Source organism: Microbacterium sp. LS_15, assembly GCF_041954735.1.
In the GTDB taxonomy this organism is placed as follows: Bacteria; Actinomycetota; Actinomycetes; order Actinomycetales; family Microbacteriaceae; genus Microbacterium.
The window spans coordinates 29,816-55,805 of sequence record NZ_JAVAYD010000008.1; the positions used below are offsets into that span (position 1 = coordinate 29,816).

General features: G+C 70.5%; 27 protein-coding genes. 12 read left to right on the forward strand and 15 right to left on the reverse strand.

Translation table 11 applies throughout. The annotated features are described in order from the left end of the window. Positions 1 to 54 precede the first annotated feature (54 nt). Positions 55 to 681 carry an NUDIX domain-containing protein gene (locus tag RAC69_RS11270; RefSeq protein WP_375086889.1) on the forward strand — a complete coding sequence of 209 codons (627 nt, stop codon included), beginning with the start codon at positions 55 to 57 and terminating at the stop codon, positions 679 to 681. 15 nt (positions 682 to 696) lie between these two features. Here the strand turns inward: RAC69_RS11270 and RAC69_RS11275 are convergent, their stop codons facing one another. From RAC69_RS11275 to RAC69_RS11285, 3 genes are all read right to left on the reverse strand, one after another. Further along, on the reverse strand, positions 697 to 1,905 hold the full coding sequence (locus tag RAC69_RS11275) for a homoserine O-acetyltransferase (RefSeq protein WP_375086890.1): 1,209 nt from the start codon (positions 1,903 to 1,905) through the stop codon (positions 697 to 699). Positions 1,906 to 1,981: 76 nt separating this feature from the next. Next, positions 1,982 to 2,911 (reverse strand): endonuclease/exonuclease/phosphatase family protein, encoded by a 930-nt coding sequence (locus RAC69_RS11280; RefSeq protein WP_375086891.1) that lies wholly within the window; start codon positions 2,909 to 2,911, stop codon positions 1,982 to 1,984. A 108-nt stretch (positions 2,912 to 3,019) separates the two neighbouring features. After that, positions 3,020 to 4,342: a bifunctional o-acetylhomoserine/o-acetylserine sulfhydrylase gene (locus RAC69_RS11285; protein WP_375086892.1), complete on the reverse strand. Its 1,323-nt coding sequence runs from the start codon at positions 4,340 to 4,342 to the stop codon at positions 3,020 to 3,022. A 148-nt stretch (positions 4,343 to 4,490) separates the two neighbouring features. On the opposite strand from RAC69_RS11285, the gene RAC69_RS11290 reads away from it, so the two are divergent. The 3 genes from RAC69_RS11290 to RAC69_RS11300 are packed head-to-tail and all read left to right on the forward strand — an operon-like array spanning position 4,491 to position 6,608. Next, positions 4,491 to 5,279 (forward strand): SDR family oxidoreductase, encoded by a 789-nt coding sequence (locus tag RAC69_RS11290; RefSeq protein WP_375086893.1) that lies wholly within the window; start codon positions 4,491 to 4,493, stop codon positions 5,277 to 5,279. Next, on the forward strand, positions 5,276 to 5,986 hold the full coding sequence (locus RAC69_RS11295) for a uracil-DNA glycosylase (protein WP_375086894.1): 711 nt from the start codon (positions 5,276 to 5,278) through the stop codon (positions 5,984 to 5,986). Before RAC69_RS11290 ends, RAC69_RS11295 begins: the two co-directional genes overlap by 4 nt. A gap of 4 nt (positions 5,987 to 5,990) precedes the next feature. Further along, positions 5,991 to 6,608, forward strand: coding sequence for an N-acetyltransferase family protein (locus RAC69_RS11300; RefSeq protein WP_341934887.1), 618 nt, complete (start codon positions 5,991 to 5,993; stop codon positions 6,606 to 6,608). Between the two features lie 17 nt (positions 6,609 to 6,625). Here RAC69_RS11300 and RAC69_RS11305 read toward each other — a convergent pair whose 3' ends face one another. From RAC69_RS11305 to RAC69_RS11330, 6 genes are all read right to left on the reverse strand, one after another. Further along, positions 6,626 to 7,420, reverse strand: a complete 795-nt coding sequence (locus tag RAC69_RS11305) for an ABC transporter ATP-binding protein (RefSeq protein WP_375086895.1) — start codon at positions 7,418 to 7,420, stop codon at positions 6,626 to 6,628. Continuing rightward, the gene (locus RAC69_RS11310) at positions 7,417 to 8,208 is read right to left on the reverse strand and encodes an ABC transporter ATP-binding protein (protein ID WP_375086896.1); all 792 of its coding nucleotides are present in this window, start codon (positions 8,206 to 8,208) and stop codon (positions 7,417 to 7,419) included. The genes RAC69_RS11305 and RAC69_RS11310 overlap by 4 nt, the downstream gene beginning before the upstream one ends. Then, complete coding sequence (locus RAC69_RS11315) at positions 8,205 to 9,071, reverse strand: ABC transporter permease (RefSeq protein WP_375086897.1); 867 nt, start codon at positions 9,069 to 9,071, stop codon at positions 8,205 to 8,207. Before RAC69_RS11315 ends, RAC69_RS11310 begins: the two co-directional genes overlap by 4 nt. Next, the gene (locus RAC69_RS11320; RefSeq protein ID WP_341934883.1) at positions 9,071 to 10,018 is read right to left on the reverse strand and encodes an ABC transporter permease; all 948 of its coding nucleotides are present in this window, start codon (positions 10,016 to 10,018) and stop codon (positions 9,071 to 9,073) included. The genes RAC69_RS11315 and RAC69_RS11320 overlap by 1 nt, the downstream gene beginning before the upstream one ends. A 16-nt stretch (positions 10,019 to 10,034) precedes the next feature. Continuing rightward, positions 10,035 to 11,555 (reverse strand): ABC transporter substrate-binding protein, encoded by a 1,521-nt coding sequence (locus RAC69_RS11325; protein ID WP_375086898.1) that lies wholly within the window; start codon positions 11,553 to 11,555, stop codon positions 10,035 to 10,037. Positions 11,556 to 11,650: 95 nt separating this feature from the next. Continuing rightward, entirely contained in the window at positions 11,651 to 12,616 is a 966-nt protein-coding gene (locus RAC69_RS11330) for an alpha/beta fold hydrolase (RefSeq protein ID WP_375086899.1), read from the reverse strand. 129 nt (positions 12,617 to 12,745) lie between these two features. Between RAC69_RS11330 and RAC69_RS11335 the strand changes: the two genes are divergently transcribed. From RAC69_RS11335 to RAC69_RS11345, 3 genes are read left to right on the forward strand one after another with little or no spacing between them, the layout of a single operon-like run. Continuing rightward, entirely contained in the window at positions 12,746 to 13,222 is a 477-nt protein-coding gene (locus tag RAC69_RS11335) for a carboxymuconolactone decarboxylase family protein (RefSeq protein ID WP_341934880.1), read from the forward strand. Further along, on the forward strand, positions 13,219 to 13,941 hold the full coding sequence (locus RAC69_RS11340) for a tyrosine-protein phosphatase (RefSeq protein ID WP_375086900.1): 723 nt from the start codon (positions 13,219 to 13,221) through the stop codon (positions 13,939 to 13,941). Before RAC69_RS11335 ends, RAC69_RS11340 begins: the two co-directional genes overlap by 4 nt. Before the next feature lie 33 nt (positions 13,942 to 13,974). After that, positions 13,975 to 14,445 (forward strand): SIP domain-containing protein, encoded by a 471-nt coding sequence (locus tag RAC69_RS11345; protein ID WP_375086901.1) that lies wholly within the window; start codon positions 13,975 to 13,977, stop codon positions 14,443 to 14,445. An 88-nt stretch (positions 14,446 to 14,533) separates the two neighbouring features. On the opposite strand, the gene RAC69_RS11350 is transcribed toward RAC69_RS11345, so the two are convergent. The 4 genes from RAC69_RS11350 to RAC69_RS11365 all read right to left on the reverse strand — a co-directional run bounded on the left by RAC69_RS11350 (position 14,534) and on the right by RAC69_RS11365 (position 18,682). Beyond that, on the reverse strand, positions 14,534 to 14,971 hold the full coding sequence (locus RAC69_RS11350; protein ID WP_375086902.1) for a Fe-S oxidoreductase: 438 nt from the start codon (positions 14,969 to 14,971) through the stop codon (positions 14,534 to 14,536). Next, complete coding sequence (locus RAC69_RS11355; protein ID WP_375086903.1) at positions 14,968 to 15,771, reverse strand: arginase family protein; 804 nt, start codon at positions 15,769 to 15,771, stop codon at positions 14,968 to 14,970. Before RAC69_RS11355 ends, RAC69_RS11350 begins: the two co-directional genes overlap by 4 nt. A gap of 63 nt (positions 15,772 to 15,834) precedes the next feature. After that, positions 15,835 to 16,581 carry a PspA/IM30 family protein gene (locus RAC69_RS11360; RefSeq protein ID WP_341934875.1) on the reverse strand — a complete coding sequence of 249 codons (747 nt, stop codon included), beginning with the start codon at positions 16,579 to 16,581 and terminating at the stop codon, positions 15,835 to 15,837. 55 nt (positions 16,582 to 16,636) lie between these two features. Then, the gene (locus tag RAC69_RS11365) at positions 16,637 to 18,682 is read right to left on the reverse strand and encodes a TPM domain-containing protein (protein ID WP_375086904.1); all 2,046 of its coding nucleotides are present in this window, start codon (positions 18,680 to 18,682) and stop codon (positions 16,637 to 16,639) included. Between the two features lie 122 nt (positions 18,683 to 18,804). Between RAC69_RS11365 and RAC69_RS11370 the strand changes: the two genes are divergently transcribed. The 5 genes from RAC69_RS11370 to RAC69_RS11390 all read left to right on the forward strand — a co-directional run bounded on the left by RAC69_RS11370 (position 18,805) and on the right by RAC69_RS11390 (position 22,852). After that, a complete protein-coding gene (locus RAC69_RS11370) occupies positions 18,805 to 19,644 on the forward strand; it encodes a DUF3097 domain-containing protein (protein ID WP_375086905.1) in 840 nt (279 codons plus the stop codon). 30 nt (positions 19,645 to 19,674) lie between these two features. Beyond that, a complete protein-coding gene (gene trmB, locus RAC69_RS11375) occupies positions 19,675 to 20,403 on the forward strand; it encodes a tRNA (guanosine(46)-N7)-methyltransferase TrmB (RefSeq protein WP_375086906.1) in 729 nt (242 codons plus the stop codon). Positions 20,404 to 20,408: 5 nt separating this feature from the next. Beyond that, the gene (locus RAC69_RS11380) at positions 20,409 to 21,293 is read left to right on the forward strand and encodes a CPBP family intramembrane glutamic endopeptidase (RefSeq protein ID WP_375086907.1); all 885 of its coding nucleotides are present in this window, start codon (positions 20,409 to 20,411) and stop codon (positions 21,291 to 21,293) included. Between the two features lie 27 nt (positions 21,294 to 21,320). Further along, a complete protein-coding gene (locus RAC69_RS11385; RefSeq protein ID WP_341934871.1) occupies positions 21,321 to 21,713 on the forward strand; it encodes a DUF1304 domain-containing protein in 393 nt (130 codons plus the stop codon). 62 nt (positions 21,714 to 21,775) lie between these two features. After that, positions 21,776 to 22,852, forward strand: coding sequence for a DNA polymerase IV (locus RAC69_RS11390; protein WP_375086908.1), 1,077 nt, complete (start codon positions 21,776 to 21,778; stop codon positions 22,850 to 22,852). A 31-nt stretch (positions 22,853 to 22,883) separates the two neighbouring features. On the opposite strand, the gene RAC69_RS11395 is transcribed toward RAC69_RS11390, so the two are convergent. Then, complete coding sequence (locus RAC69_RS11395; RefSeq protein ID WP_375086909.1) at positions 22,884 to 23,285, reverse strand: RidA family protein; 402 nt, start codon at positions 23,283 to 23,285, stop codon at positions 22,884 to 22,886. A gap of 84 nt (positions 23,286 to 23,369) precedes the next feature. Then, the gene (locus RAC69_RS11400) at positions 23,370 to 25,979 is read right to left on the reverse strand and encodes a X2-like carbohydrate binding domain-containing protein (protein ID WP_375086910.1); all 2,610 of its coding nucleotides are present in this window, start codon (positions 25,977 to 25,979) and stop codon (positions 23,370 to 23,372) included. Positions 25,980 to 25,990: the final 11 nt, after the last annotated feature.

Genomic DNA, 25,990 nt, shown 5'->3' on the forward strand with positions numbered 1-25,990 from the left:
ACCCCGGAGTCGGCGTTCCTCCCCGGTCCGAGACCGCGCCCGTAGAGTGACGGGATGACCGATCTCGATGACCTTCCCGTCGCGGGCACCGTCGTACTGCTGCGACCCGGAGCGACCGTCGACGATCGCGCTGACGGGATCGAGGTGCTCCTCGTGCGTCGGCCCGGTCGCGGCTCGTTCGCCGATGCCTGGGTCTTCCCCGGCGGCAAGGTCGAGGAGTCGGATCGCAGGGCGGGCGACGACGAGGTCGACCGGGCGCGGCGCGCGGGCATCCGCGAGACCGAGGAGGAGGTCGGTCTCACGGTGGAGGATGTCGTCGTCCTGTCGCGGTGGCAGCCGCCGGTCGAGGCGCCCGTGCGGATCAGGACCTGGTTCTTCCTCGCCGCGGCCCCGGCGGGAGACCTGCGTCTCTCGGCCGACGAGGTCGTCGACGCGCGCTGGGTGAGCCCCGCACAGGCGCTCGCGCATCACGCGACGGGGGAGTGGACGCTGTTCCCGCCGACCTGGATGACGCTGAACCAGCTCAGCGCGACCGAATCCGTCGATCAGGCGCTCGCCGGGGCGGGCGCGGCGAGGCACTTCTCGACGCGCGTCCTCGCGGAAGGGGACGGCGCGGTCTTCGCCTGGGAGGACCTGCGTCTCGACACCCGGTCCCTGCCCTGGACGCTCAGCGAGGGCTGAGCGGCGCGTCGGGCGTCACGCCGCGAGCAGTCGGCGCAGATGCGCCCCCACGGCCTGCGTCTCGATGAGGAAGCCGTCGTGGCCGAAGTCGCTCACGAGCACCACGGCCTCGTCTCCGTCGATCGTGTGGGGAATGCCGCGAGCGATCCGGTGCTGGCCGTCGATGGGGAAGAGCCGGTCGCTGTCGATGCCGAGCACCAGCGTGCGCGCTGTCACGGCCGCCAGCGCCGCCTCGACGCCGCCGCGATCGCGACCGACGTCGTGCGAGTTCATGGCCTCGACCAGGGTGATGTAGCTGTTCGCGTCGAACCGCCGCGTGAACTTGTTGCCGTGGAAGTCGAGGTACGACTCGACCGCGAACCGGCCGCCGTGCCCCAGCGGCGACACATCGGACTGCCATGACCGCTGGAACCGCTGATTCAGCTCGATCGGGCTCCGGTAGTTCAGCAGAGCCATCCGTCGCGCGAGGGCGAGTCCCCGATGGGGCCCGTCCCCGTCGGAGAGGTCGTAGTACTCGCCGCCCAGGTAGCGCGGATCCATGCGGATCGTCTCGAGCTGCACGGTGTTCAGCGCGATCTGGTCGGCCGTGGTGACCGGGGGCGATGACAGCACGGCGAGCCTCTCGACGCGCTCGGGATGGGTGGCCGCCCACTCCAGCGCGTGCATGCCGCCCATGGAACCGCCGATCACGGCGGCCCACGTGTCGATGCCGAGAGCGTCGGCGAGGCGCACCTGAGCAGCGACCTGATCGCGGATCGTCAGGTACGGGAAGCGGGACGCCCACTCCGTGCCGCGCGGCGCGATGCTCGCGGGGCCGGTGGATCCCTGGCATCCGCCCAGCATGTTCGGTGCGATCACGAACCAGCGATCGGTGTCGAGCGCTGCCCCGGGGCCGACGATGTCCTCCCACCACCCCGCGGTCGGGTGGCCGGCGCCGGCTTCGCCGCGCACGTGACTGTCGCCCGTCAGCGCGTGCAGCACGAGGATCGCGTTGTCTCGGGCGGCGTTGAGCTCTCCCCACGACTCGAAAGCCAGACGGATGCCGGGCAGCTCGGCTCCGCTCTCGGTGCGGAATGCGCCGAAGGAGGCGAAGCGGCGACCGCCGAGGGGGTCGCCGTCGCGCCACGCGCCGGTCGCGGGCGGTCGCGCGCGGAGCAGCCGGACGTCGGCCTCCGTCACGGGTGCCGAGGGCACCGTGTCTTCAGAGGTCGTCTGCCAGTCCATGTCTCCATTCTCCCGTGACGGATGCGGCGGCGACGGAACGTTACGCCGCCCGGGAGCGTCGTCGCACCGGCCGCGGTCAGAGGCCGAACGTCGTCACGGTGGCGAGATGGTCGCTCTCACCGGCCCGCATCGTGCCGGACGACACGACGTCGAGGCCGCGCGCGAACACCTGGTCGATGCGGGTGAGCGGCAGCGCGGCCGGCCAGGTGAACCCGAGGGTGCCGTCGGTCGGCCTGACCCAGTCGAGCCGTCCTCGCAGGGCGCCCAGGGCGGGATCCGCCGACGCGGCGTTGAAGTCGCCGACGGCGACGACGGCGGCGGCCTCATCGGAGGCGACCCGGTCGGCGAGGTTCGCGAGCATGGTGTCGCGGCCCTGCTGCTGGCCGGGGCGCACGGAGGCGGCGTGCAGCACGTACACGACGACGTCGGCATCCGGCGTCTGCACGGTCACGCGCAGCGCGCGCTTCCAATCGAGGCCGAGGGTGAGTGCATCGGCGCTCGTCAGCGGATAACGGCTCCACACCCCGACCGTTCCGACGGCGTACGAGTGCGGGTATCGCTCGTCGAGTGCGGAGCGCGCCGCTGCGAGACTGTCGCCGTCGAGCTCGGTGAGGGTGATGACGTCGGGGGAGGACGCGGCGATCTCCTCGGCCGATGACGCGGCCCCGCCGGAGTGCGCGCGCACGTTCTGGCTCACGACCTGCAGCGTGGGCGCGTCGGTCGTCGTCGCGAACCCAGGGGCGGTGGGGAGGAGCGCCAGCAGCCAGACGAGAACGGGGAGGAGCAGGAGCAGCAGCAGACGGCGGGCGCGCACGAGCGCGACGACGACGAGGAGCCCCAGGAGGAGCCCCAGCCAGGGGAGGACGACGGATGCCGCGGTGCCGACGATGCCGGGAACCCACACCGCGAGGGTCGCGAGCAGTATCCCCGCCGCGCTCACGGCGATCGCCCGGGCGGCGGTCCGCTGACGAGAGCGGGCGGCGGTCGGCGCTGCGACGTCAGTCATGATGCTCCTCCGGGCGGGGATCTCCATTCTCGATGGTCGCGGCTGTACGCCCGCCGAACGCAGAAGTGCCCCGGGAGAGGCCCGGGGCACTTCTGCGGAGCACGCGGATCAGGCGCGAGCAGCCTCCGACACCCGGCGGGCCGCCGCCAGCGCCTGGTCGAGGTCGGCCTTGAGGTCGTCGATGTTCTCGATGCCCACCGACAGGCGCACCAGGCCCGGCGTGACACCGGCGGTGAGCTGCTGCTCGGGCGTCAGCTGGGCGTGCGTGGTCGACGCCGGGTGGATGACGAGCGAGCGCACGTCGCCGATGTTGGCGAGGTGGCTGAACAGCGACAGGCTGTTCACGAACTTGCGACCGGCCTCGACGCCGCCCTTGAGCTCGAACGACAGCACCGCACCCACGCCCTTCGGTGCGTAGCGGTTGGCTGCCGCGTACCAGGGGGACGAGGGCAGACCGGAGTAGTTGACGCTGGCGACGTCGTCGCGCCCGTCGAGCCACTCGGCGATCTCCTGCGCGTTCTGCACGTGGCGCTCGATGCGCAGCGACAGCGTCTCGATGCCCTGGATGAGGTTCCAGGCGCTCTGCGGAGCGATCGACGAGCCGAGGTCGCGCAGCAGCTGCACGCGGGCTTTGATGATGTAGGCCAGCGGATCGCCGACGGCGGTGGTGTAGCTCGCACCGTGGTACGAGGGGTCGGGCTCGGTCAGACCGGGGAACCTGTCGACGTTCTTCGACCACTCGAACGTGCCGCCGTCGATGATGACGCCGCCGATGGTGGTGCCGTGTCCGCCGAGGAACTTCGTGACCGAGTGCACGACGATGTCGGCGCCGTGCTCGAAGGGACGGATCAGGTACGGGGTGGCGATCGTGTTGTCGACGATCAGCGGCACGCCCGCCTCATGGGCCACGTCGGCGACGGTGCGGATGTCGAGGATGTTGATCTGCGGGTTGCCGATCGTCTCGGCGAAGAACAGCTTCGTGTTCGGTCGGACCGCGCGACGCCACTCCTCGGGGTCGTCCTGGTTCTCGACGAAGGTGACCTCGATGCCGAGCTTCGCGAGCGTGTACTTGAAGAGGTTGTACGTGCCGCCGTAGATCGAGCTGGAGGACACGATGTGGTCGCCGGCCTGGGCGATGTTCAGCACCGCGAACGTCGACGCCGCCTGGCCGCTGGAGAGCACGAGGGCGCCGGTGCCCCCTTCGAGGGCCGCGAGGCGCTGCTCCAGGACGTCCTGGGTCGGGTTCTGGATGCGGGTGTAGATGTTGCCGAACTCCGCGAGGGCGAAGAGGTTCGCCGCGTGGTCCGCGCTGTCGAACACGTACGAGGTCGTCTGGTAGATCGGCGTCGCGCGGGCCTTGGTGACCGGGTCGGGCGCTGCGCCGGAGTGGATCTGCTTGGTCTCGAAACGCCAGGTCTCGGGTGCGGACATGTGTTCCCCCTGGAACGGTCGGAAGGTCGGTGCGGCTGATGCCTTGCAGCGACAGTACGGAAGATCGTTGCGTGTCAACAATGACCGGGAAATGTGACGTAACAGTGTGCGCCCGCGTTTTCCTGCGGAACATCGTACGGTGGAGGGCATGGCGAACAGGCGTGCAGTGGTGACAGGGGCGAGCTCGGGGATCGGGGAGGCGACGGTGCGCGCACTGCGCGCCCGAGGGTGGGACGTCGTCGGCGTCGCCCGCCGTGAGGCCCGGCTCGCCACCCTCGTGGCGGAGACCGGCGCGTCCGCGATCGCCTGCGACCTCACGGACGCGGATGCCGTCGCCGCCCTCGTCGAGGAGCTCGACGCCACGGGTCCGGTGCACGCCCTGGTGCAGGTCGCCGGCGGTGCGCGCGGCACGGACCGCGTCGAGGACGGGTCGATCGCCGACTGGCAGTGGATGTTCGACGCGAACGTGCTGTCGAGTCAGCGTCTGGTCGCAGGGCTGCTTCCGCTGCTTCGTCGGGCGGCGGCCGTCGACGGGCACGCCGACACGCTCTTCGTGACCTCGACCGCCGCGCAGGTGGCCTACCCGGGCGGCGCGGGCTACAACGCCGCGAAGGCCGCTGAGTCGATGCTCGTGCACGCTCTGCGCCTCGAGCTCAACGGCGAGCCCATCCGCGTCTCCGAGGTGGCACCGGGCCTCGTGCACACCGAGGAGTTCACCCTCAATCGCCTCGGCGGCGACAAGGCGGCTGCGGAGGCCGTGTACTCGGGTGTCGAGCAGCCGCTGCTCGCCGAGGACGTTGCCGACGTGATCGCGTACGCGCTCGACGCGCCCGGACACGTGAACCTCGACCTCGTCACGATGCGACCGGTCGCCCAGTCGGCGAACCACCTGCTGGCGCGGGGGCCGCTCCGCGTGCGCATGGTCGACGAGCGATGACGGCGCGGACCCTCGCCCAACTCGCCGCCGACGGCGTCATCGACCAGGGATGGGCCGACGCCCTCGCCCCCGAGCAGGACACGATCACCGCGCTGGGGCAGCGGCTGCGCTCCGAGCAGGCCGAGGGGCGCGGGTACCTCCCCGCGGGCGGTGACGTGCTGCGGGCGTTCCAGCGCCCGCTCAGCGACGTGAAGGTGCTGATCACCGGGCAGGACCCGTACCCGACCCCCGGGCATCCCATCGGGCTCTCGTTCGCGGTGGAGGGGCACGTGCGCCCGCTCCCGCGGAGTCTCGGCAACATCTACCGGGAGCGCGAGAGCGACCTCGGCCTCCCGCCCGCGCCGCACGGCGATCTCACCGCGTGGAGCGATCAGGGGGTCCTGCTGCTCAACAGGGTGCTCACCGTGCGTCCCGGCGAGGCCGCTTCGCACCGCGGCTGGGGCTGGGAGAAGGTCACCGAGCTCGCGATCCGCGCCCTCGTCGCGCGCGACCGGCCGCTCGTCGCGATCCTCTGGGGGAAGGATGCCGCGAATCTGCAGCCGCTCCTCGGAGACACCCCCGTCATCGCCTCGGCGCACCCGTCGCCGTTGTCGGCGAGCCGCGGCTTCTTCGGCTCCCGGCCGTTCTCCCGCGCGAATGCGCTGCTCGCAGAGCTCGGTGCCGAACCGGTCGACTGGCGCGTCGAGGGGGAGCGGCCCCTAAGCTGATCGCATGCAGTTCGAGCCGGGGGACCGTCGTCGCGTCCTGCCGCGCCATCTGCGCCCGCAGCAGGCGCCGGACGTCTTCTCGTACAGCATCCGACCCGCGCGCTCGGCCGACCTGGGGCACGTCCGGGAGATCTACAACCACTTCGTGAGCAACTCGGTCGTGACGCTCGACGAACGGCGCAGCAGCATCCCGTACTGGCGGGAGAAGTTCGCGTTCCTCAGCAGGCTGGGCCTGCCGTTCCTCGTCGCGGTGTCGCCCTCGGGCGTCGTGCTCGGATACGCGCTCGCCCAGCCGTGGGCGGGGAAGAACGCGTACAGGTACACGGTCGAGGACTCGATCTACCTCGGCCCAGGTGCCGGCGGAAAAGGACTGGGGAAGGCGCTCCTGCAGGCGCTCATCGACGCCTGCGAGCAGCTCGGCATCCGGGAGATGGTCGCCGTGATCAGCGACAGCAAGGCGGAGGCGTCGATCAGACTGCACGAGCGGCTCGGGTTCGTCGAGGCCGGGCGCATGGGTCGCGTCGGGCACAAGTTCGGCCGAGACCTCGGCACGGTCTACATGCGGCGAGCGCTGAAGCCGACCAAGCGTCGGCGACTCTTCGGGGGACCAGCAACCCGCTGACACCGCGTCGTGCCCGCTCAGGGCTCGGGGCGGGGGATGACGGGGATCGCCGCCAGCAGAGCGCGGGTGTAGTCCTGGGTGGGCCGCAGCAGCACATCGGCCGTCGGACCCTTCTCGACGACGTGTCCGTCCTTCATGACCACGACGGTGTCGCAGAGATTCTGCACCACCCCGATGTCGTGGGAGACGAGCAGCAGCGTGAGGTCGGTCGTGCGCCGCAGCTCGATCAGCAGGTCCAGGATCTGCGCCCGCACCGTGACGTCCAGGGCCGAGAGCGGCTCGTCGCCGACGAGGATCCGCGGGCGGTGCACGATCGCACGGGCGAGCGCGATGCGCTGGCGCTGACCGCCGGAGAACTCGTGCGGGTACCGCTCTGCCGTCTCCGGGTCCAGACCGACCTGCCCGAGGACCTCCCGCACCCGCGCCGGATGGTCGCCCTCGATGCCGAGGGCCCACAGCGGCTCCCGGATGATCTGCCCCGCCGTCATACGGGGATCGAGCGAGGCGTACGGATCCTGGAACACGAGACCCGTCTCACGGCGGAGCCAGTGCAGGGAACGAGCGGATGCCGTGGCGTCGACGCGCCTGCCTCCGACGTCGACCGTGCCGGTCGTCGGCGTGTCCAGGCCGAGCAGCAGCCGAACGAGCGTCGACTTGCCCGAGCCTGACTCGCCGATGATGCCGACCGAGGACCCCTCGGCGACATCGAGGTCGGTGGGGGACAGCGCCGTCTGCCGTCGTGCGCGCTCGAACGCGGCACGCCGGGGGACCACGAAGTCGCGGCTCAGACCACGGGCCTCGATCAGGCTCATGGGGTCCCTCCCTCCGGGCGCCACAGGGTCGCGGTCGCATCGCGCAGCAGCCCCTGCGTGATCGGCGAGGTCGGTGCGCTGAGCAGCGTGGCGACGGGCGCCTGCTCGACGACGCGTCCGTGCTCCAGCACGACGCCGTGCGTGGCCACGTGAGCGAGCACGGCGAGATCGTGGGTGATGAACACGAGCGACATGCCCTGGTCCGCGACGAGCGACAGCAGCAGCGACAGGATCTCGGCTTGGATGGTCACGTCGAGCGCCGTCGTCGGCTCGTCGGCGATGAGCAGACGCGGCCGGCAGGCGAGCGCCATCGCGATGGCGACGCGCTGCCGCTGGCCGCCGGACAGCTGGTGCGGGTAGCGGTCGATGATCGATGAGGGGTCGGGCAGACGCACCCGTGCCGCCTCCTGCACCGCGCGCTCCCGCGCCTGCCTGCGACCGATGCCCTCGTGGATGCGGATCGACTCGGCGATCTGCCTCCCCACGGTGCGAATCGGGTTCAGCGCGGTGCGAGGCTCCTGGAACACGATGCCGATCTCATCGCCGCGCAGTCGGGCGAGCTCGCGATCCGGCATCCCGATCAGCTCCGTGCCGTTCCACCGGACGCTGCCGCTCGCGGTCGCGCCGTCGGGGAGCAGCCCGAGCACGGCGAGGGCGGTGAGGGACTTGCCCGATCCGGACTCGCCGATCAGACCGAGCCTCGCACCGTCAGGGACCGCGAACGAGACGCCGTCGACCACACGGCGCCCGTCGATCTCGACGACGAGACCGTCGACCTCGAGGCTCATGCGACCACCGCCGGAGTGTGCGTCTCGGCGGCCCGATGCCGCAGGGTCGGGTCGGTGGCCTCGCGGAGCCCGTCGCCGAGGAGGTTCAGCGCGAGCACCGTGATCGTGATCGCGAGTCCTGGCCAGATCACCGAGAGCGGGTGCACGCCGATGTAGCGCTGCAGATCGGAGAGCAGCAGACCCCAGCTGGGCTCGACGACCGAGGCTCCGAAGCCCAGGTACGACAGGCCGGCTTCGGCCAGCACCGCGACGGCCATCGACCACGACAGCTGGACGATGAACACCGGGGCCACGTTCGGCAGCAGATGGCGCACGAGGCTCTGGCCGGCGGTGAGGCCGGCGGCCCGCGCCGCGAGGATGAAGTCGCTCTGCTGTACGCGCCGCAGCTCGGGCCGCGTGACACGGGCGATGTTGACGCCGAAGCCGATGCCCACCGACCAGATGACGACCCACAGAGAGCCGCCCCAGACCGAGGAGATCATCATGGCGATGAGCAGCACGGGGAAGGCGATGAGGATGTCGACGAGCACGGCGACGGTCTCTCTCAGCCAGCGCGAGGTGAGGGCGCCGAGCGCCGCAAGGGCGATGCCCACCACGGTGGCCACCAGCCCGGCGCCGACGCTCACGAAGACCGTGGTGCGGGCTCCGGCCATGAGCAGGCTGAGGATGTCGCGACCGGTGTCGTCGGTGCCGAGCAGATGCGGCCAGCTCGGCGTCGCCCAGCGAGACCGCAGATCGGAGTCCTGGGGATCGAACGGCGTCCAGAAGAGCGAGAGGAGGGCGGTCGCGGCGATGACGGCGACCACGATCACCCCGAAGCGTCCCGTGCCGCTGCGCCAGAGCCGGGCGAACCAGTCGGACATCAGGCCTCCCTCTGCCGCGGGTCGATGGCGCGGTGGACGAGGTCGACCACGAATCCGACGACGAGCACGAACCCGGTGAGGACCAGCAGCTCGCTCTGCACCTTGACGAGGTCGCGTGTGCCGACGTCGGTGACGAGCATGCGGCCGATGCCCGGGAGGGTGAACAGCTGCTCGATGACGACCGAGCCCACGATGATCCCGGCCACCTGCAGGCCGAGTACCGTCACGATCGACAGTCCGACGGCCGGGATGCCGTGCGAGACGAGCGCTCGCGTCCGGGTCAGGCCCTTCGCGGCCGCCGTGCGCACGAAGTCCTGGCCGGCGGCCTGGAGGGTGGCGCTGCGGACGAACCGCATGAGCATTGCGCCCTCCACGATGCCGATCGTCAGCGCCGGGAGCAGCAGCGACTCGAGCGCCTTGCCCGGGGTGCTCCAGCCGGTGCGCGGGAAGCCCTGCGGGGGGAGCCAGCCCAGCCACACCGAGAAGACGACGATCAGCATCATGCCCGCCCACACGACGGGTACGGCGGCCAGGGCCTGGGCGCCCACGCTGAGCGCGGTCCCGGCCCGTCGACCGCGCTGCAGAGCCGCGAGGATGCCGAAGGGCACAGCGATCAGCACGGCGATGAGCAGCGACAGGATGCCGAGCGGCACCGTCACCTGCGCCTTCTGCGCGAGCTCTTCTCCGACCGATGCGCCCGAGAGCAGGGAGGTCCCGAGGTCGCCGCGGAAGAGGCCGCCGATCCACTCCGCGTACTGCGCGGGCAGCGGACGGTTGAGTCCGAGCGACTCGCGCAGGGCCTCGACCTCGGCGGGCGACGCCTGGGTCCCCGCGATCAGCTGAGCGACGTCGCCGGGGAACACGCGGAGGGTGAGGAAGATGATGACGCTCGACACGAGGAGCCCTGCGACGAGCAGGGCCCCTCGGACGAGCGCGTAGCGGATCACGGAGTGCGCGTCGCCGTCACTTCTCGGCGGCGACGGTGACGCCGGCGAGGTTGATGCGCGAGTTGATGGAGTCCTGCGGGAAGCCCTTCACCACCGGGCTCACGGCGGTGATCGTCGCCCCGTTGTAGAGCCAGTCCGCCGCGTGGTCCTCCGACACGATGCGCGCCGCCTGCGCGAGCAGCTTCGCCGATTCGTCGGGGTCCACCTCGGCGAGGGCCTTCGAGTACAGGTCCTGCACCTCGGAGTTGTCGTAGCCGAAGTAGTACTCGGGGTCGGCGAAGTTGCCGAAGTCGCGCGGCTCGACGTGCAGCACGAAGCTGAGGTCGTAGTCGTGGTTCGTGTACACGTCCTCCAGCCAGGTCGGGAACTCGACGGAGTCGACCTTCAGCGTGACGCCGACCTTCTGGAAGTCGGAGATCAGGACCTTGGGCACGGTCGTGCCGTAGAAGCTGGGGATCGTGAGCGTCAGCTCCAGGTCTTCCTGACCGGCCTCCTTCAGCAGCTCCTTCGCCTTCTCGGGGTCGTAGGAGATCACGTCGGAGAGGTCCTCGTAGCCCGGGTCGAGCTCCGGGATGGGACCGTACAGCGTGGAGCCGGCGCCGACCGCCTCGACGAGACCCTCGTGGTCGATCGCCAACCGGAGCGCCTCGCGCACGCGCACGTCGTCGAGCGGCGCCTTGGCGTTGTTGAACGCCAGCGTCGCCTTGTCGGTCGTGCGGCCGGTGGTGAGGGTGAAGTCACCTGAATCCTCGAGCTGAGGAGCGAGGTTCGGGTCGACGGCCGTGAGGACCTGCACGCCGCCGTCGAGCGCGGTGTTCACGCCCGCCGTGAAGTCCGGGATGTACTGGAACTCGACCTCGGCGACGCCGGCCGGCTCGCCCCAGTACGCGTCGTAGCGCGCGAACGTGATCGTGCTGCCCTTGTTCCACCGCGAGAGCGTGAACGGGCCCGTGCCGTTCTCGGCGGTCTTGAGATCCGTCGCGTCGCCCGTCTGGAACACGAGACCGGCGGGACCGGTCAGCGAGAACAGGAAGTTCTGGTTGGGCTCGGCGAGGACGATCTGCACGGTCGTCGGATCGGGGGCCGTGATCGACGCGACGGAGGCGAACTCGGCGTTGCCCTGCAGCGTCGCGTCGGTGCGCACGGCCTCGTACGAGGAGACGACGTCGGCCGACGTGAGAGCCGTGCCGTTGTGGAAGGTGATGCCGTCGTTCAGCGTGAACGTGTAGGTCAGGCCGTCGTCCGACACCTCGTAGTCGGAGGCGAGGCGAGGGACGATCTGGTTCTCCTCGTCGCGGCTCACCAGACCCTCGTAGATGTTGTCGATGAGGATCTGCTCGATCGCTGCTCCGCTGGTGTGGCGGATGTCGAGGTTGGTCGGCTCGAGGACGAGGCCGACCTGCAGCGTCGCGTCGGGATCGGGGTCGCCGACCGGAGCGGTGCTCTCGGGCTCGGCGGTGCCGGTGCAGGCGCTCAGGATGACGGCGCTCGCCGCGATCGCGGAGATCAGCGCGAGTCGCCTGGTACGTCGGAACATGGGTGGGATTCCTCTCGGTGCGGCAGTTGCTGTGTGCCGATGGATCGAGCCTAGGGACGAGTCGGAGGGGTGGGGGTCGGTTCGGGAACGGAACGTCACAATTCGTGCGGGAGACGCTCGGCGATCAGCGCTGCGAGCTCGCGGGGCGCGGTCTCCTGGACGTTGTGCGTGGCGTCGAGCGCGATCACGGTCGCGTGGGGGAGGCGGCGGGCGAAGTCATCCGCCTCCTCCGCGGTAACGAACCCGCGCTCCGCCCGCACGAGGGTGACGGCGGCGTCGGTGCGCGCGAGGTCGTCCCATCCAGCGGCGCTGAGCACGGACGGCGCCGACGCCTCGCCGGGGTCGTGGGCGGCGAGGGCCTGAGCGGCGAGGTGGGCGAAGTGGTGCTTCCACTCGATGCGGCCGTCGTCTCGCACGCGCGTGTTGAGGAACACGCCGCGCTCGGTGTCGGGACGGGTGCCGCCGAAGCCGAAGGCGATGGCCCTGTCGACGAGTTCGTCGCGGGTCGCGAAGTCCGTGGGGCCGGCGTAGAACTCCCGCAGAGCCGCAGGGCCGGCCGAGGTGTCGATGCCCGGGGTGATGTCGACGACCACCAGGGCAGCGACGAGGTCGCGGCGTGCGGCAGCGAGTGCGGCTCCGGTGAGCCCGCCGAGCGACTGCCCGACGACGAGCTGCGGCCGGTCGGCCCAGGCGTCGAGAGCGGCTGCGACGTCGATGGCGAGAGTGCGCGGCGTGTAGTCGAGGTCGTCCCGCCAGGCGGAGTCGCCGTGGCCGGCGAGGTCGATCACGAGCGCGGGCTGTCCGAGGGCGAGAACCGTGGTGTCCCACGTGTGGGCGTTGAGTCCGGCGCCGTGCAGGAAGGTGACGCGCGGCGGCTCTGTGCCGTACCGGAGCCCGCTCACCTGACGTCCGTCGGGGAGAGGGAGGACGAGACGCTCGACGCCGGGGACGGGAACGCCCAGGGACTCGGCCTGCGCGGGAAGATAGCTGAACTCGCTGATGTCGGTCGCCACGTGTTCATTCTGCTCCGCCGGACGCGCGCGGCGGAAATGCGAGATCATTCTGCACACTTCCTATCGGTATAGACTTGGCGCATTGCTGAGAAGTTGTCGCTTTCTGTGGTCTCTCTGCATTTTTGCGGCCCGCTAGTCTCCCGCCGTCCCCACACCGCCGCGGAATATCATGGATGCATGACCGAGACGCGGGTGCACCTCTCCAAGACCGAGCCGACGGCCTACCAGGCTCTGGACGCCTTCTCGAAGACCGTGGGTCAGATCTGCGCGGCGAACGGGATCGACGACCGCCTCAAGGAGATCGTCATGATCCACTGCTCGCAGCTCAACGGCTGCGCGTACTGCACGCGCGTGCACGTCGACCGCGCCACGGCGGCCGGCATCGACACCGACACCATGATGCAGATCGCGACCTGGCGCGAGAGCGACGTCTTCACCGAGCGGGAGCAGGCGGCGCTGGAGCTCGCAGAGGCGTTCACCTTCATCTCCGAGGACGGCATCTCCGACGACGTCTACAACCGTGTCGGCGCGATCTTCACCGAGAAGGAGTACGCGGCCCTCAGCTGGGCGTGCATCTCGATCAACGCCTTCAACAGGGTCGTGATCGCTGGCCGCTACCCGGTGCCGCCACGCACGCCCCAGGCGCAGGCATGACGATCCTCGACATCGACGGCGTCACCAACGTCCGCGACGTCGGAGGGATGCCGGCCGAGGGCGGACGCATCCGCTCCGGCATCCTATTGCGATCCGGTCAGCTGTCCGGTGCCACGACCTCCGGCGCCGACGCCCTGCGGCACCGTGTCAACCGCATCGTCGATCTCCGCGACGGGGAGGAGGTCGCTGCCGAGCCCAGCGGGATCGAAGGGCCGGAGACGACGCATCTGCCCCTGTTCCTCGGCTCGGTGCGGTCGTTCTTCGAGAGCGACACGAGCCTCGACGACCTGTACCTGCACCTGCTCGAGGAGAGCGGTGATCGCCTGGTCGCCGCCATCCGCGTCATCGCGGAGGGGGAGCCGACGCTCGTGCACTGCACGGTCGGCAAGGACCGCACGGGAGTCACGGTCGCCCTGGCGCTCTCCGCTGTCGGCGCAGACCGGGATGCGGTGATCGACGACTACGCTCTGACCGAATCGCAGCTGCCAGCCGAGCGGTCCCGGCGCATCGCCGCCTACCTGCGCAGCCAGCACCCGGAGGCCGTGCACGCTGTCGCCCTCGCGACCCAGTCGCCCGCCGAGGTCATGCGCACCCTGCTCGCGGTGGTCGACGAGCGCTGGGGGTCGGCGGCCGGCTACCTCCGGGCGAACGGGATGACGGATGCCGAGCTCGCGGCCCTTCGATCGACACTCGTCGAAGCGGTCGGCGAAGAAGGTTAGGCAAGCCTTCACTTGGTGTACGATCGAAGCATCATGAGTGCTTCCCTCGACACCCGCAGCTCGCGCGCCGAACGCCGCGCCGCTCGCCGTCGCGCGCACCACCTCGTGACCGCCGACGAGAACTCCCTCGCCGAGCTGGAGGCCTTCCTCGCGACTCTGCCGCTGTGCGCCTCCGGCCGCATCTTCATCGAGGTCGCGCAGGCATCGGACATCGGAGTGATCGACGCCCCCGGGCGCATGACCGTCACCTGGCTCGCTCGCGACCGCCGCTCGGGCGCGCCCGGCACCGGTCGCTCCTGCGCACCGGGGCAGGCCCTCACGCGCGCGACCTGCGCCTGGGCCGACGAGATGCTGTGCGATGACGAGGACGAGACGCACATCACGCTCCTGGGCGGCTACCTCGGCACCGCCGACATCGTCGAGCACCTCACGGGAACGCTCGACGTCGACGCGCACCGCATCCACGCGCCCGAGCGCTTCGGCCTGCTGCCCTCCGACCACTGATCTTCTCCGAGGGTCGAGGCGGTCGCTGATTCGAGGTCGCCGGCTCCGGTGAGCTGACCGCGTGTGTCCTCGTGTGCGCGGCTGCGAGTCAGCGCGTCCGACGGACGTAGTTCCCGTCCTCGAGGCCGGCCTCGATCTCGAAACGATTGCGCAGCGGATCGCGGCCCGCGAACAGGTACAGCACCGGCATGAGGAATCCGTAGCGGAGCCACTGCGCCTTGTGCACGGCCTCGTGCCGCAGCATCGCCTCGCTCGGCTGCGCGTCGCCGGTGAGGAAGCATCCGCCCACGCACACGCCGCCGCGGTTATACGTCCACCGGGGCATCCCGCGGAACACCCAGAGGCCGGCACGGCGCTCGACCGGTCCCGTGCTCCACAGCGACCCCCAGACCCACCCGACGCCGGTGCCCCACCAGTAGCCGAGTCGGCTGATCGGAGAGCGCAGCAGGAACGAGGGGATGCGTCGGTCGAGGCGTCGACCGCGCTCCAGCGCCCGCTCGGCGACGGGCCGCCAGTCGGCGGTCATGCGACCGCTCCGACGAGTCGCAGCAGGGCGCTGAGGTCGTCGACGGCGTCGGCAGGGGAGCGCGGCGCGAAGCCCGCGATCGTGGCGCCCGCCAGGGGGACGCGCTCGCGCAGCGCGCGGATCGATGCGCTCAACGCGGCCGGCGTGACACCGAACGGCGCAGCGTCGGACACTCCGGTCATCTCCGAGGGGTCGAGCACATCGACGTCGATGTGCACCCAGACGCGCGTCGCGCCGGTCGCAGCCACGGCCTCCGCGAGTGCGTCCGGTCGATCGAGGTCGGTCACGGAGAGGCGGCGGAGACCGTCGAGCACGGGAACCTCCTCGTCGTCGAGGGTGCGCATCCCGACCGCGACGACCCGGTTGCGCGGGATGCCGGGGGAGAGCGCGAGCTGCGGCTCGCCCTCGCCGAGGACGGCGCGGAGCGCCATCCCCGAGAACGCCCCGGACGGGGAGGACTCGGGCGAGTGCAGGTCGCCGTGTGCATCGCACCACACGACGGCGATGTCGTCGGTCCCGCCGGGCAGCGCGTCGAGGGCGGCGACCGTGACGCTGCAGTCGCCGCCGATCACGACCGTGTCGGCGGTCATGCTCTCGGCGACGAGCTCACGCGTGCGGCGCAGCGCGCTGAGACGTCGGACACCGGTGCCGAGCGATTCGCCGGCCTCGACCGGCACGTCGAGCACGGTCGTCGCGGCGCGCGGCAGATCGCCCGCGATCGCGGACGCACCATCGACGAGCAGCATCGCACGAGCCGCCGGTGAACCCTGCCACTGGGGCACGACGAGGAAACGCACCATGTCTCCCTCCCGGGGAAGTGCTGATGCCCCGGACGAGCTCGTCCGGGGCATCAGCGGGGTGTATCAGGAGCCTTCGATGGCCTGGCGCGACGCGGTCGAGCCGCCGGCCTTCAGCTCGGCGAGCCGAGCCTCGACCTCGGTGAGCTCGCCGAGGTCTTCGAGGCTCTCAAACTGGGCGTCGAGGCTCGACGCGGCGAGCTCGGCCTTGCCCTGCGCGAGTGCCTCCTGGCGGCGCACCTTGTCTTCGAAGCGGCCCAGTTCGCTGGTCGGGTCGAGGACGTTGATCGACGACACCGCATCCTGCACCTTGGTCTGCGCCTCGGCGACCTTGGCGCGGGCGAGGAGCTCGCTGCGCTTGTTCTTCAGGTCGACGAGCTTCTCCTTCATGCCGTTGAGGCCGGACTTGAGCTTGTCGACGATCTCGGTCTGCGCGGCGATCTGCGGCTCGGCACCGGTCGCCTCGCGCTCGGCGCTGATCTGACGCTGCAGCGCGATCTTCGCGAGGCTGTCGAACTTGTCGGCGTCTGCCGCGTTGCCGTTCGAGCGCATCTCGTCGGCCTTGCGGCTGGCGGCGAGAGCCTTGTTGCCCCACTCGGTGGCCGCCTGGACGTCTTCCTCGTGGTCGCGCTCGAGGAGGCGGAGGTTGCCGATGGTCTCGGCGATGGCGGACTCCGCGTCCGCGATGCTGTTGGTGTAGTCGCGGACGAGCTGGTCGATCATCTTCTGCGGGTCCTCGGCGGAGTCGAGGAGCGAGTTGATGTTCGCCCGGACGAGGGTCGAGATACGTCCGAAGATGGACTGCTTGGTCATGCGTGTTCCTTTCAGAGGGTCGTAGTCGAGGTCTGGGTGTCAGGGGGTATGCGGTTCAGAAGCGTCGACCTCCCGAACGGCCGCTGCGGCCACTGGACCGCCCGCCGCCCCCGAAGCCGGAGCTGCGGAATCCGCCGCTGCCGCTGGAACGCCAGCTGCTGCGGCGTGAGGAGCCGCCTCCGCCGCCGCCTCCGGAGAGCAGCCCGCCGATGATGCCGCCGAGGATGTCGCCGCCGAGGCCGGACCCGCCGCCTCTGCTGCCGCCGCCCCCGCCGAAGACGCCGCCACCGCCCCAGCCGTCGTTCTCATAGCGGGAGGGGTTCATCGCGGCGACGTCCGCCTGAGCGGATGCCGTCGCCTGGCGCGCGAGGTCGAGGGCGCGACCCGCCTCGGTGAGCGCGGCCTCGGGATTCGACGGGCGGAGGTTCAGCGCCTGGGTGAGCGTCGACTCGGCCTGCGAGAGTCGGGTTCGTGCGGTCGACCCCACCGTGCCTCGGCGCGTCTCGATGTACTCGCGCGCGGCGCGGATCTCGGACTCGGCCTGCGCCAGGGTCTGCTCCATCATCTGCTGCACGCGTCGGGCGCGCTCCACGGCCTGCGTGCCCTGCGCGATGGCGGCGTCGATCTGCGTATTGGCCGCGGTGAGCGCGTCGAGCATCCGCTGTGGGTTGCGCCCGGCGCCGGTGCTGCCGGCCTGCGCCTGCTGCAGCTGCTGAGCCGTCGCGGCGGCGATGCCCGCGATCGTCCCGGTGGAGTCGGGCAGCTGCTGGGCGGCGGCGATGTCGGCCTGCAGTTCGGCCATCAGGGCCTGCGCCTGCGACTCGATGCGTCCGAGATCGGCGCCGAGGTCGGTGATGGCCTTGACGAGCTGCGCGGCCTGCGCGACCGACTGCTCGGCGGTGCGGATCGCGAACGCCGCCTCTCCGGTGCGGCCGTCGGTGATCGCCTGTGCGGCCGCGGCGATCGAGCGGTCGGCGAGGGCTGCCCGTTCGGCCGCCTGCGCGGGGTTGTCGATCACGGTGCCGAGCGCCTGCTGGTCGTAGGTCGCGGCGAGGCCCGCCAGTGCGGCCTCCGCGCCCGCCAGGACCGGGTCGAGGGCCGCCCGCTCGCCACGCACGCGCTCGAGCTCCTGCGGCGCGTTCTGCTCCAGTTCTCGGAGCGCATCGAAGGCCTCGGTGTTGTCATCGAGCACGTCGTCGATCTCGTCGCAGAGCTGGATGATGCGGATGTGCCAGGCGCGACGGTCGTAGACGGTGTCCTCGATCTCGTCGTCGAGCTTCTGCTTGAGGTCGAACGCCTCCGACATCTTCGCCTTGGCCGTCTCGACGGCTCCGCTGAACTCGGCGGTCGCGGCCTCGCCGAACTGCGCCACGGCGAAGCCGAGCTCCTCGCGACTGGAGGTGATCGCGTCGTCGGCCTGCACGAGTGCGGCGCCGGCCTGCGTCTGCACCTGCTCGTCGGTGAGGGTGGAGAAGGGATCGGCGGGATCGGGCTTCTCGGGCATCGCGCCTCGGGCACGGATCGCCGCGTTGCGTCGTGCTCGCCGCACGAGGGCGATGACGAGCCAGACGAGGAGCGCGAGCACGACGATTCCCACGACGATGAGGGTCGCGCGCAGCGCCCCGGCGCCGCCGTCGCCCTGGATCTCGTCGGCGGCGGTCATGATGGCGCCGCTCCAGTCCTCATCCCGCATCTGCGGGAGGATCTTGTCTTCGATGCCGTCGAGCTTCCCTCCGCTCAGCGGGCCGTCGGAAGCGGCGGAGATGTAGTAGTTCCGGCCCTCGACGGCCACCGCGAGCAGGTACTGATCCGACCCGAGCCCGTTGGCGTCCGCCACCGTGTCGGCCCACCGGACGCTGTCGGACGGAGCGGTGAAGTCGTCGACGAACACGACGAAGAGCTCGACCGATGAGGCCTCGCTGAGCTGCTCGAGGCGATCCTCGATCGCCTGCTCGTCGCTCGCGCTCAGCACGCCGGCCTGATCGGTGACGAAACCGGAGTCGAGGGTCACCGGCTCGGTGGCGGAGGCGATCGGAGCGGACAGGCTCACGATGGCCGTCGTCAGTGCGGCGGCAGCCAGCGCGAGAAACCGTGTCTTCATCGTCTTCCCTCCGACCGGCAGCCGAGCCCCATGGCACGAGTCTATGCACTGAGTCCGACACGCGACAGCATCCGAGCGCGGATGAGCGTTCGCCGTCAGCGGAGACACATACGCTGGAAGGCATGGACGACAGGTACGGATCCGACGTGCTCGCGACGGGGTGGAGAGACCGGGGCAAGAAGCCGGTTCCCGACGTCGCGGCGGAGATCGACCTCGTGGTCGAGGTCGCCTCCGACGGCTTCTGCGGTGCGGTCACGCGTGTGCAGGGCGGGAACGTCGAGCTCGAGGACCGCCTCGGGCGGAAGCGCCTGTTTCCGCTCGGCGGCGGGTTCCTCATCGACGGTGCCGCGGTGCGGCTCACGCCCCCGGCGGCGAGGCAGCAGGGCGCGAAGCGCACGGCATCCGGGTCCTTCGCGATCGCAGACCAGCGGGCACGGATAGCCCTCCCCAGCCGCATCCTCGTCGAGGGCCGTCATGACGCCGAGCTCGTCGAGAAGGTGTGGGGCGCCGACCTGCGGGTCGAGGGCGTCGTCGTGGAGTACCTGCAGGGCGTCGATCTGCTCGATGAGCTCCTGGCGGAGGAGCCTCCGAGCGCCACCCGCCGCTACGGCGTGCTCGTCGACCACCTGGTGCCCGGATCCAAGGAGTCGCGGATCGCGGACGCCGTCGCCCGGGGACCGCACGGCCGGCACGTGAAGATCGTCGGCCACCCGTTCGTGGACGTCTGGCAGTGCGTCACGCCGCGCGCCCTCGGCATCAGGGCCTGGCCGGAGATCCCGCGGGGGATCGACTGGAAGACCGGCATCTGCCGCGCCTTCGGCTGGCCGCACGAGACCCAGGCCGACACCGCGCGTGCGTGGCAGCACATCCTCTCGAAGGTGCGCACCTACCGGGATCTGGAGCCGGCGCTGCTCGGTCGCGTCGAGGAGCTCATCGACTTCGTGACCGCCCCGGCATCCTGAGCGCGATCGGTCGCCGACTACCCTGGAGTCATGCCCGAACCCCGCACCTTCCGTGACGAACCGGTGTCGTTCGTGCGCCGCAGCGGCCGGATGTCCGACGCCCAGGAGCGCGCTTTCGAGGAGCTCGGCCCGCACTACCTGCTCGACGTCCCCCGCGACGTCGCATGGACCTCGGTGCACCCCGAGGCGCGCCTCGACCCCGCGGTCGAGTACGGCCGCGATGCCGACCTGTACGTCGAGATCGGCTCGGGCCAGGGGCACGCGATCGTCGCGGCCGCCGCCTCCCGACCCGAGGACGACTTCCTCGCGGTCGAGGTGTTCCGCGCTGGTCTCGCGCGCACGATGCTCGACGCCGATCGTGAGGGCGTCAGGAACCTGCGCGTCGTCGAGGCGAACGCCCCCGAGGTGCTCGCGTCGTATCTCCCCGAGGGTGCCGCCGCCGAGGTCTGGGTGTTCTTCTCCGATCCCTGGCACAAGAAGAAGCACACCAAGCGCCGTCTCATCCGGCCCGGTTTCGGGGCGACGGCGGCGCGTGCCCTGCGCGACGGGGGTCTGCTGCGGCTCGCCACGGACTGGGAGGACTACGCGCTGCAGATGCGCGAGGTGCTCGACGCCGAGCCCGACTTCGAGCGCGCGTTCGAGGGGGAGTGGGCCGAGCGCTTCGAGGGGCGTGTCATGACCGCCTTCGAGCGGAAGGGCATCGCGAAGGGGCGCGACATCCGCGACCTCGTGTACCGACGCACGCCGCGCGGCGCGTGACCGCGATGACGAGCGACGCAGCGGTGTGGCCGGGCATCGCCCCCGCGGTGCTCGTGTGCCTCGCCGCCCCGTCCTTCTTCGTGCTGCAGACGCCGTGGCTCGGCTGGGCGCTCCTGGCCGTCGGCATCCTGTCGGCGTGGCTCGTGGAGAGGACGCGTCCCCGGGTGCCCGACCAGGTCGTCAGCGTGGGGTCGCGCCCGGAATCCGCACGCGTGATCGGCGTGCGCCGCGAACCGTCGCTCACCCGCGATCTCTCACTCATCGCGCTCGGGATGCTGATCGTCAGCGTCATCCCGCTCGCCGCCGAGCTCGACAACCTCGCGATGCTGCGCTTCACGCTGGCTCTGGGCGGAGCCGTCGCCGTGCCGTACCTCGTGTCGCGCTTCGTGTTCCGCGACCGCGCGATCAGCTTCCCGTGGCGCTCGGGCACGCGCTGGGGCCGACTGCAGTGGGGCTGGCTCGTCGCCGTGCTCGTGCTCGGCTGGCTGATCCTGCCGTTCTACTTCATCACGAGCGGGGTGTACCAGAACTGGCCCGTGGTCGACACTCCCGACCTCATCGCGCGGCTGTTCGTCGGCGTCGGCGCGGTCGGCATCTGGGACGAGCTGTTCTTCATCTGCACGGTGTTCGCGCTGCTGCGCCGGCACTTCCCCGACGCCCTCGCGAACGTGCTGCAGACGATCGTGTTCGTGTCGTTCCTCTGGGAGCTCGGATACCGCGCATGGGGGCCGGTGCTCACGATCCCGTTCGCACTGCTGCAGGGATTCATCTTCCTGCGCACGCACTCGCTCGCCTACGTCGTCACCGTGCATCTGCTGTTCGACGCGGTGGTCTTCGGAGTGCTGGTGCACGCGCACAACCCCGGTCTGCTGCCGATCTTCCTCGTCTAGCCGGCGGTCGCTCGATACGATCGACTCATGCTCATCGTCGGTCTCGTCCTGGCAGCCGCTGCCGCTGCCTTCCACGTCTTCATCTTCGCGCTCGAGTCGCTCAAGTGGACGGAGCCCGAGACCCGCAAGATCTTCGGCGTGCCCAGCGAGGCCGATGCCATCACGATGAAGGGACTCGCCTTCAATCAGGGGTTCTACAACCTCTTCCTCGCCCTGACGACGCTGATCGGCATCGGTCTCGTGATCGTGGGTGCGCCGACCGTCGGCCTGACGCTCGTCTTCGCCGGCACCGGGATGATGGTCGCGGCCGCCCTCGTGCTCGTGCTCTCCGACCGCACCAAGGCCCGCGCGGCGGCCATGCAGGGCACCCTTCCGCTGCTCGCGGTGATCGCGACGGCCATCGCCGTCGCGATCGGCTGACGCCGCTCGCGGCTCACGGCAAGGGGGATGACATCCCCGCGGCACGCGGCCACACTCGTTGCATGGCCGACTGGGTGCTGCACGTGGACATGGACCAGTTCATCGCCGCCGTCGAGGTGCTGCGGCGCCCCGAGCTCGCCGGTGTGCCCGTGATCGTCGGCGGACGCGGCGACCCGACCGAGAGAGCCGTGGTCTCGACGGCCTCGTACGAGGCGCGCGCCTTCGGTATCGGGTCGGGGATGCCGTTGAAGATCGCCGCGCGCAAGGCTCCGGACGATGCGGTGTTCCTGCCCGTCGACCACGAGGCCTACGAGTCGGCCTCGGCGCAGGTGATGGAGACGCTGCGCGGGCTCCCCGGCGTCGTGCTGGAGGTCATCGGCTGGGACGAGTGCTTCCTCGGCGTCTCGACCGACGACCCGGAGCAGGTCGCGCGCGAGGCGCAGGCGGCGGTGCTCGAGGCCACCGGCCTGCACTGCTCGGTCGGCATCGGCGACAACAAGGTGCGCGCCAAGATCGCGACGGAGTTCGGCAAGCCCCGCGGGGTGTTCCGCCTCACCGAGACGAACTGGTTCGAGGTGATGGGAGAGCGCGCGACGCGCGAGCTGTGGGGCGTCGGGCCCAAGGTGCAGAAGCGGCTGGCCGCGCACGGCATCGACACGGTGCGGGACCTCGCCGACGCGGACGAGTCGGAGCTCGTCGCCGAGTTCGGGCCGCGCATGGGCGTCTGGTACCACGGGCTCGGCTCGGGGATCGGACCGGCCGTGGTCGACGACACGCCGTGGGTCGCGCGCAGCCACAGCAGGGAGAGCACCTTCCAGCAGAATCTCACGACGCCGGGCGAGGTCGAGGCCGCGCTCGCCGATCTCGCCGGGCAGGCGTTCGATGACTGCGCCGAGGAGGGACGCCCTGTGATCCGCGTCAATCTGAAGGTGCGCTACGCGCCGTTCGAGACGAAGACCTTCGGTCGCAAGCTGACCGCGCCCACGATGCAGCGGCAGGACGTCGTCGCCGCCGCCCTCGCGCTGGGCGCCACGCTGGATGCCGACCGCGAAGTGCGTCTGCTGGGCGTCCGTGCGGAGATGGCGATGCCCGAGGGCGGGGACGGCGTCGAGCGCACGCCCGTGCGCGGTCGCATCTGAGGACATCGCCGCCCCGGCGACGGACTCGGGGTCACTCGCGCATCACGGCGGCGATCGCACTCACCTCGATGACCGCGCCGGGGACGGCGAGCCCCGCGACGAGAGCCGCGCTGACGAGAGGCGGCGCCCCGTCGCGTGCGAGCGTCGCGGCGACGGCGCCGTAAGCGGCGCGCAGATCGGCATCCTGATGGAGATAGATCGTCCAGCTGATCACGTCGTCGAGCGAGGCGCCCTGTGAGGCGAGAGCCGTCCGGGCATTCTCGACGGCGCGGAGCGCCTGTTCTCCGGCGTCGTGGGATACGACGGCGCCGGTCTCGTCGACGCCGTTCTGACCGCCGACGTAGATCGTGGTCGCGCCTGCAGGCACGACCGCGACATGACTGAAGGCGGGGCTGACGACGAGCCCCGCCGGTTGCGTGAGTGTGATCTCCATGACCCGAGTGTGCCCCGGGGGTCGGACATCACGGTGACCGGATGCGGGGGCGGATCCACCCATGGCGGATCCGCCCCCGTCCGATCAGCCGACCTTCTTCACCGTGTAGGCGAAGACGTCGGTGCGGAGGACGTCGCCCGAGGTCTTGTCGATCTCGATCGTGTGCTCCTTGTCCTTCAGTCCGGAGACCGCGAACAGCTCCTGCGAGGTGAGCCGCGTCGCGTGATGGGTGTCGACGGTCTCGACCTTCGTGCCGTCGACGTACACGTCGACCGTGCCCTGATCGGGACCCTTCGGCGCGATCCACGACACCGCCGTGCCACGGAACGTGAAGGAGACCCTGTCGCCGTCGGTCGTCGTGGAGTGCACGTCGTCGAGGTGGTCGCCTGCGAAGGCGAAGTCGAGCACGGCGTCTCCGACCGGGAGGGTGGCGAGGTACGCCGAAGCGAGCGTCACCGTGCTCCCGTCGACCGTGTAGTCGACATCGCGCTCGAGCGCCTCTCCGCCGACGCTGATCGAGCTCAGGGCGCTCGGGTCGCGCAGCAGATCGACCGACACGTCGGCCGGTGCCGCCTTGTTGAAGGCGCCGGACGTCGTGCTCAGCTGGCTGTCGAGCGTGACGACGAGCTTGTCGAGGAGCATGAACGAACCGGACTTCTTCACGACGCGCAGCGTGTGGCTGCCGCTCGGCAGGTCGGACACGCTGTACACGACCTGCTGCGACAGTCGACCGTCGGACGGATCGAGGTACGTGCTCACGGTGTCGACGAGCTGCCCGTCGAGGTACACCTCGACGTCGCCCTGCGACTCGTGCTTCTCGGTGACGTACTGGATGCCCGTGCCCTGGAACGTGTACTGGAACGCCGCGCCGTTCGCCTCGGCGTAGTGCACGTCGTCTCCGTGATCACCGAGCCCTCGGTTGCTGCTGTAGCCCCACGACCCGCTGTAGGCGATCCGCGAGTCGTCGTCGTTCAGCGTGACCGTGACGCCGGTGGCCGGCGGGTTCGGGGTACCGCCTCCCGGGGTGTCGGTGACGGCGACCGTGAACGGCTGCGAGGTCGCCGGCAGCTCCGCGCCGCCGTTGCGCGTCCACTCGCCGGCGTACGTGACGCGCAGGGCGTCGTCGTTGACCGTCAGCACCGACTGCGTGGCCGGCGTGACCTTGAGCAGTCGTACGCCGTGGATCGGCACGCTCTCGGCCGTGAAGCTGCCGTCTGCGGTGCCCAGGTTCTTCCGCGACCACAGGTCGCGGACCTTCGCCGATCCGTCGAGGCCGATGTCGGCGAAGTCGACCGTGATGTCGGCATCCGCTCGTCCGAGGTTGTAGAGCGCGACCGTGTAGGTCCCGTCGGGGGCGAGCGAGTACCAGACCTGGTGCTTGGTCGCCGTCGAGACGGGGCGGGCGGGGACGCCCGCCTGGTTGACGGCGATGACCTCGGGGTTGGTCACGAGCTCGAGTCCGTACTGGTCGAGGTTCGTGAGGTCGTTGCCGAGGTAGAACGGGGCGGCGGCCGTGGCCCACAGGGTGGCGGCCGTGCGGCGCTCGTCCTTGGTGAGCCCGTCCATCTTGCCGTTGCCGACGTTGAGGGAGTCGAGGTCGTTCCACCCGGCGGGACCGCCGTGACGCCACCAGTCTGAGAGACGCGGGAACAGGCGTGCGACGTTCTCCCACGTGGTCAGCGCCTCGTCGCCGCAGTAGCACTCGACGTCCCAGTCGACGCGCCAGCCGTCGGCGTACTCCTTCCAGTAGTCGGCGTAGTCGATGTCGACGGCCCAGGACAGCTCGAACCAGATGTCGTTGCGCGCGAGCGCCTGGGACCACGCCGCGACCTCTTCGCGGGCGTCCATCGACAGATTGCTCACGCCCGATCCCGGGGTCACGCTGTCGAACTTGATGAAGTCGACGCCCCAGTCGCCGAGGAGGTCGGCGATCGAGTCGATGTACTTCGTCGTGCAGGGGTTGTCGAAGTCGAGTCGGTAGCCGAAGCCCCAGTAGTCGCCCTGCTGGAGAGGCTGCTTGAGCAGGTTCTCGGTCGTGCAGCCGGGGGCGTTGTAGATCGGGAGGGCCTTCTGCGCCGTCTCGAGGCTCATGCCGGGGATCAGGTACAGTCCGACCTTCTGGCCGTTGCCGTGGATGTGGTCGATCACCGCGTCGAGGCCGTCGGGGTAGAGCGTCGCGCTGGGGATGGGGCGGCCGTACTCGTCCTGCCCGCCGTTCCATCCGGCGTCGATGTTGATGTACTCGTAGCCGAACTTCTGCAGCTTGTCGTGCATGGCGTCGGACTGCGCGATGATCTGATCGGCGGTGATCCACTGCCCGCCCTCGTACACCTGCATGCTGTAGCTGCTCCAGCCCATATAGGGGCCGGATGCCGAGAGCGGCGAGACTCCGACGCCCTGGCGTGGCGCCGCCTGTCCTGCGCTCCGGCGCGCCGACTCGTCGTCGGGGGCCGGCTGGCTCGGCGCGGTCTCGCTCGGAGCCGGAGTCGCGGACGGCGCGGGAGCTGCCGTCTCCTCCGCGGGCGGGGGCGTCGGGTCTGCCGTGGTCGGCGGCGCGGAGGCCTCGGTGGGCTCGGGTGACGGGGCGGTCGTCTCCGCCCAGGAGGCGCCGGGTGCGAGGCCGACGGCCAGCGCGGCCGCGGCGAGCGCCGCCGTGACCGCGGCTGCTCGCCGGCGCTGTCGATGGGTCTTCATGGTGTTCCTCT

What these genes read in the sequence shown, in the direction of transcription:
- RAC69_RS11270 (WP_375086889.1), top strand. Translation starts at nt 55, where the DNA reads ATGACCGATCTCGATGACCTTCCCGTCGCGGGCACCGTCGTACTGCTG.
- RAC69_RS11275 (WP_375086890.1), bottom strand. Translation starts at nt 1,905, where the DNA reads ATGGACTGGCAGACGACCTCTGAAGACACGGTGCCCTCGGCACCCGTG.
- RAC69_RS11280 (WP_375086891.1), bottom strand. Translation starts at nt 2,911, where the DNA reads ATGACTGACGTCGCAGCGCCGACCGCCGCCCGCTCTCGTCAGCGGACC.
- RAC69_RS11285 (WP_375086892.1), bottom strand. Translation starts at nt 4,342, where the DNA reads ATGTCCGCACCCGAGACCTGGCGTTTCGAGACCAAGCAGATCCACTCC.
- RAC69_RS11290 (WP_375086893.1), top strand. Translation starts at nt 4,491, where the DNA reads ATGGCGAACAGGCGTGCAGTGGTGACAGGGGCGAGCTCGGGGATCGGG.
- RAC69_RS11295 (WP_375086894.1), top strand. Translation starts at nt 5,276, where the DNA reads ATGACGGCGCGGACCCTCGCCCAACTCGCCGCCGACGGCGTCATCGAC.
- RAC69_RS11300 (WP_341934887.1), top strand. Translation starts at nt 5,991, where the DNA reads ATGCAGTTCGAGCCGGGGGACCGTCGTCGCGTCCTGCCGCGCCATCTG.
- RAC69_RS11305 (WP_375086895.1), bottom strand. Translation starts at nt 7,420, where the DNA reads ATGAGCCTGATCGAGGCCCGTGGTCTGAGCCGCGACTTCGTGGTCCCC.
- RAC69_RS11310 (WP_375086896.1), bottom strand. Translation starts at nt 8,208, where the DNA reads ATGAGCCTCGAGGTCGACGGTCTCGTCGTCGAGATCGACGGGCGCCGT.
- RAC69_RS11315 (WP_375086897.1), bottom strand. Translation starts at nt 9,071, where the DNA reads ATGTCCGACTGGTTCGCCCGGCTCTGGCGCAGCGGCACGGGACGCTTC.
- RAC69_RS11325 (WP_375086898.1), bottom strand. Translation starts at nt 11,555, where the DNA reads ATGTTCCGACGTACCAGGCGACTCGCGCTGATCTCCGCGATCGCGGCG.
- RAC69_RS11330 (WP_375086899.1), bottom strand. Translation starts at nt 12,616, where the DNA reads ATGATCTCGCATTTCCGCCGCGCGCGTCCGGCGGAGCAGAATGAACAC.
- RAC69_RS11335 (WP_341934880.1), top strand. Translation starts at nt 12,746, where the DNA reads ATGACCGAGACGCGGGTGCACCTCTCCAAGACCGAGCCGACGGCCTAC.
- RAC69_RS11340 (WP_375086900.1), top strand. Translation starts at nt 13,219, where the DNA reads ATGACGATCCTCGACATCGACGGCGTCACCAACGTCCGCGACGTCGGA.
- RAC69_RS11345 (WP_375086901.1), top strand. Translation starts at nt 13,975, where the DNA reads ATGAGTGCTTCCCTCGACACCCGCAGCTCGCGCGCCGAACGCCGCGCC.
- RAC69_RS11350 (WP_375086902.1), bottom strand. Translation starts at nt 14,971, where the DNA reads ATGACCGCCGACTGGCGGCCCGTCGCCGAGCGGGCGCTGGAGCGCGGT.
- RAC69_RS11355 (WP_375086903.1), bottom strand. Translation starts at nt 15,771, where the DNA reads ATGGTGCGTTTCCTCGTCGTGCCCCAGTGGCAGGGTTCACCGGCGGCT.
- RAC69_RS11360 (WP_341934875.1), bottom strand. Translation starts at nt 16,581, where the DNA reads ATGACCAAGCAGTCCATCTTCGGACGTATCTCGACCCTCGTCCGGGCG.
- RAC69_RS11365 (WP_375086904.1), bottom strand. Translation starts at nt 18,682, where the DNA reads ATGAAGACACGGTTTCTCGCGCTGGCTGCCGCCGCACTGACGACGGCC.
- RAC69_RS11370 (WP_375086905.1), top strand. Translation starts at nt 18,805, where the DNA reads ATGGACGACAGGTACGGATCCGACGTGCTCGCGACGGGGTGGAGAGAC.
- trmB (WP_375086906.1), top strand. Translation starts at nt 19,675, where the DNA reads ATGCCCGAACCCCGCACCTTCCGTGACGAACCGGTGTCGTTCGTGCGC.
- RAC69_RS11380 (WP_375086907.1), top strand. Translation starts at nt 20,409, where the DNA reads ATGACGAGCGACGCAGCGGTGTGGCCGGGCATCGCCCCCGCGGTGCTC.
- RAC69_RS11385 (WP_341934871.1), top strand. Translation starts at nt 21,321, where the DNA reads ATGCTCATCGTCGGTCTCGTCCTGGCAGCCGCTGCCGCTGCCTTCCAC.
- RAC69_RS11390 (WP_375086908.1), top strand. Translation starts at nt 21,776, where the DNA reads ATGGCCGACTGGGTGCTGCACGTGGACATGGACCAGTTCATCGCCGCC.
- RAC69_RS11395 (WP_375086909.1), bottom strand. Translation starts at nt 23,285, where the DNA reads ATGGAGATCACACTCACGCAACCGGCGGGGCTCGTCGTCAGCCCCGCC.
- RAC69_RS11400 (WP_375086910.1), bottom strand. Translation starts at nt 25,979, where the DNA reads ATGAAGACCCATCGACAGCGCCGGCGAGCAGCCGCGGTCACGGCGGCG.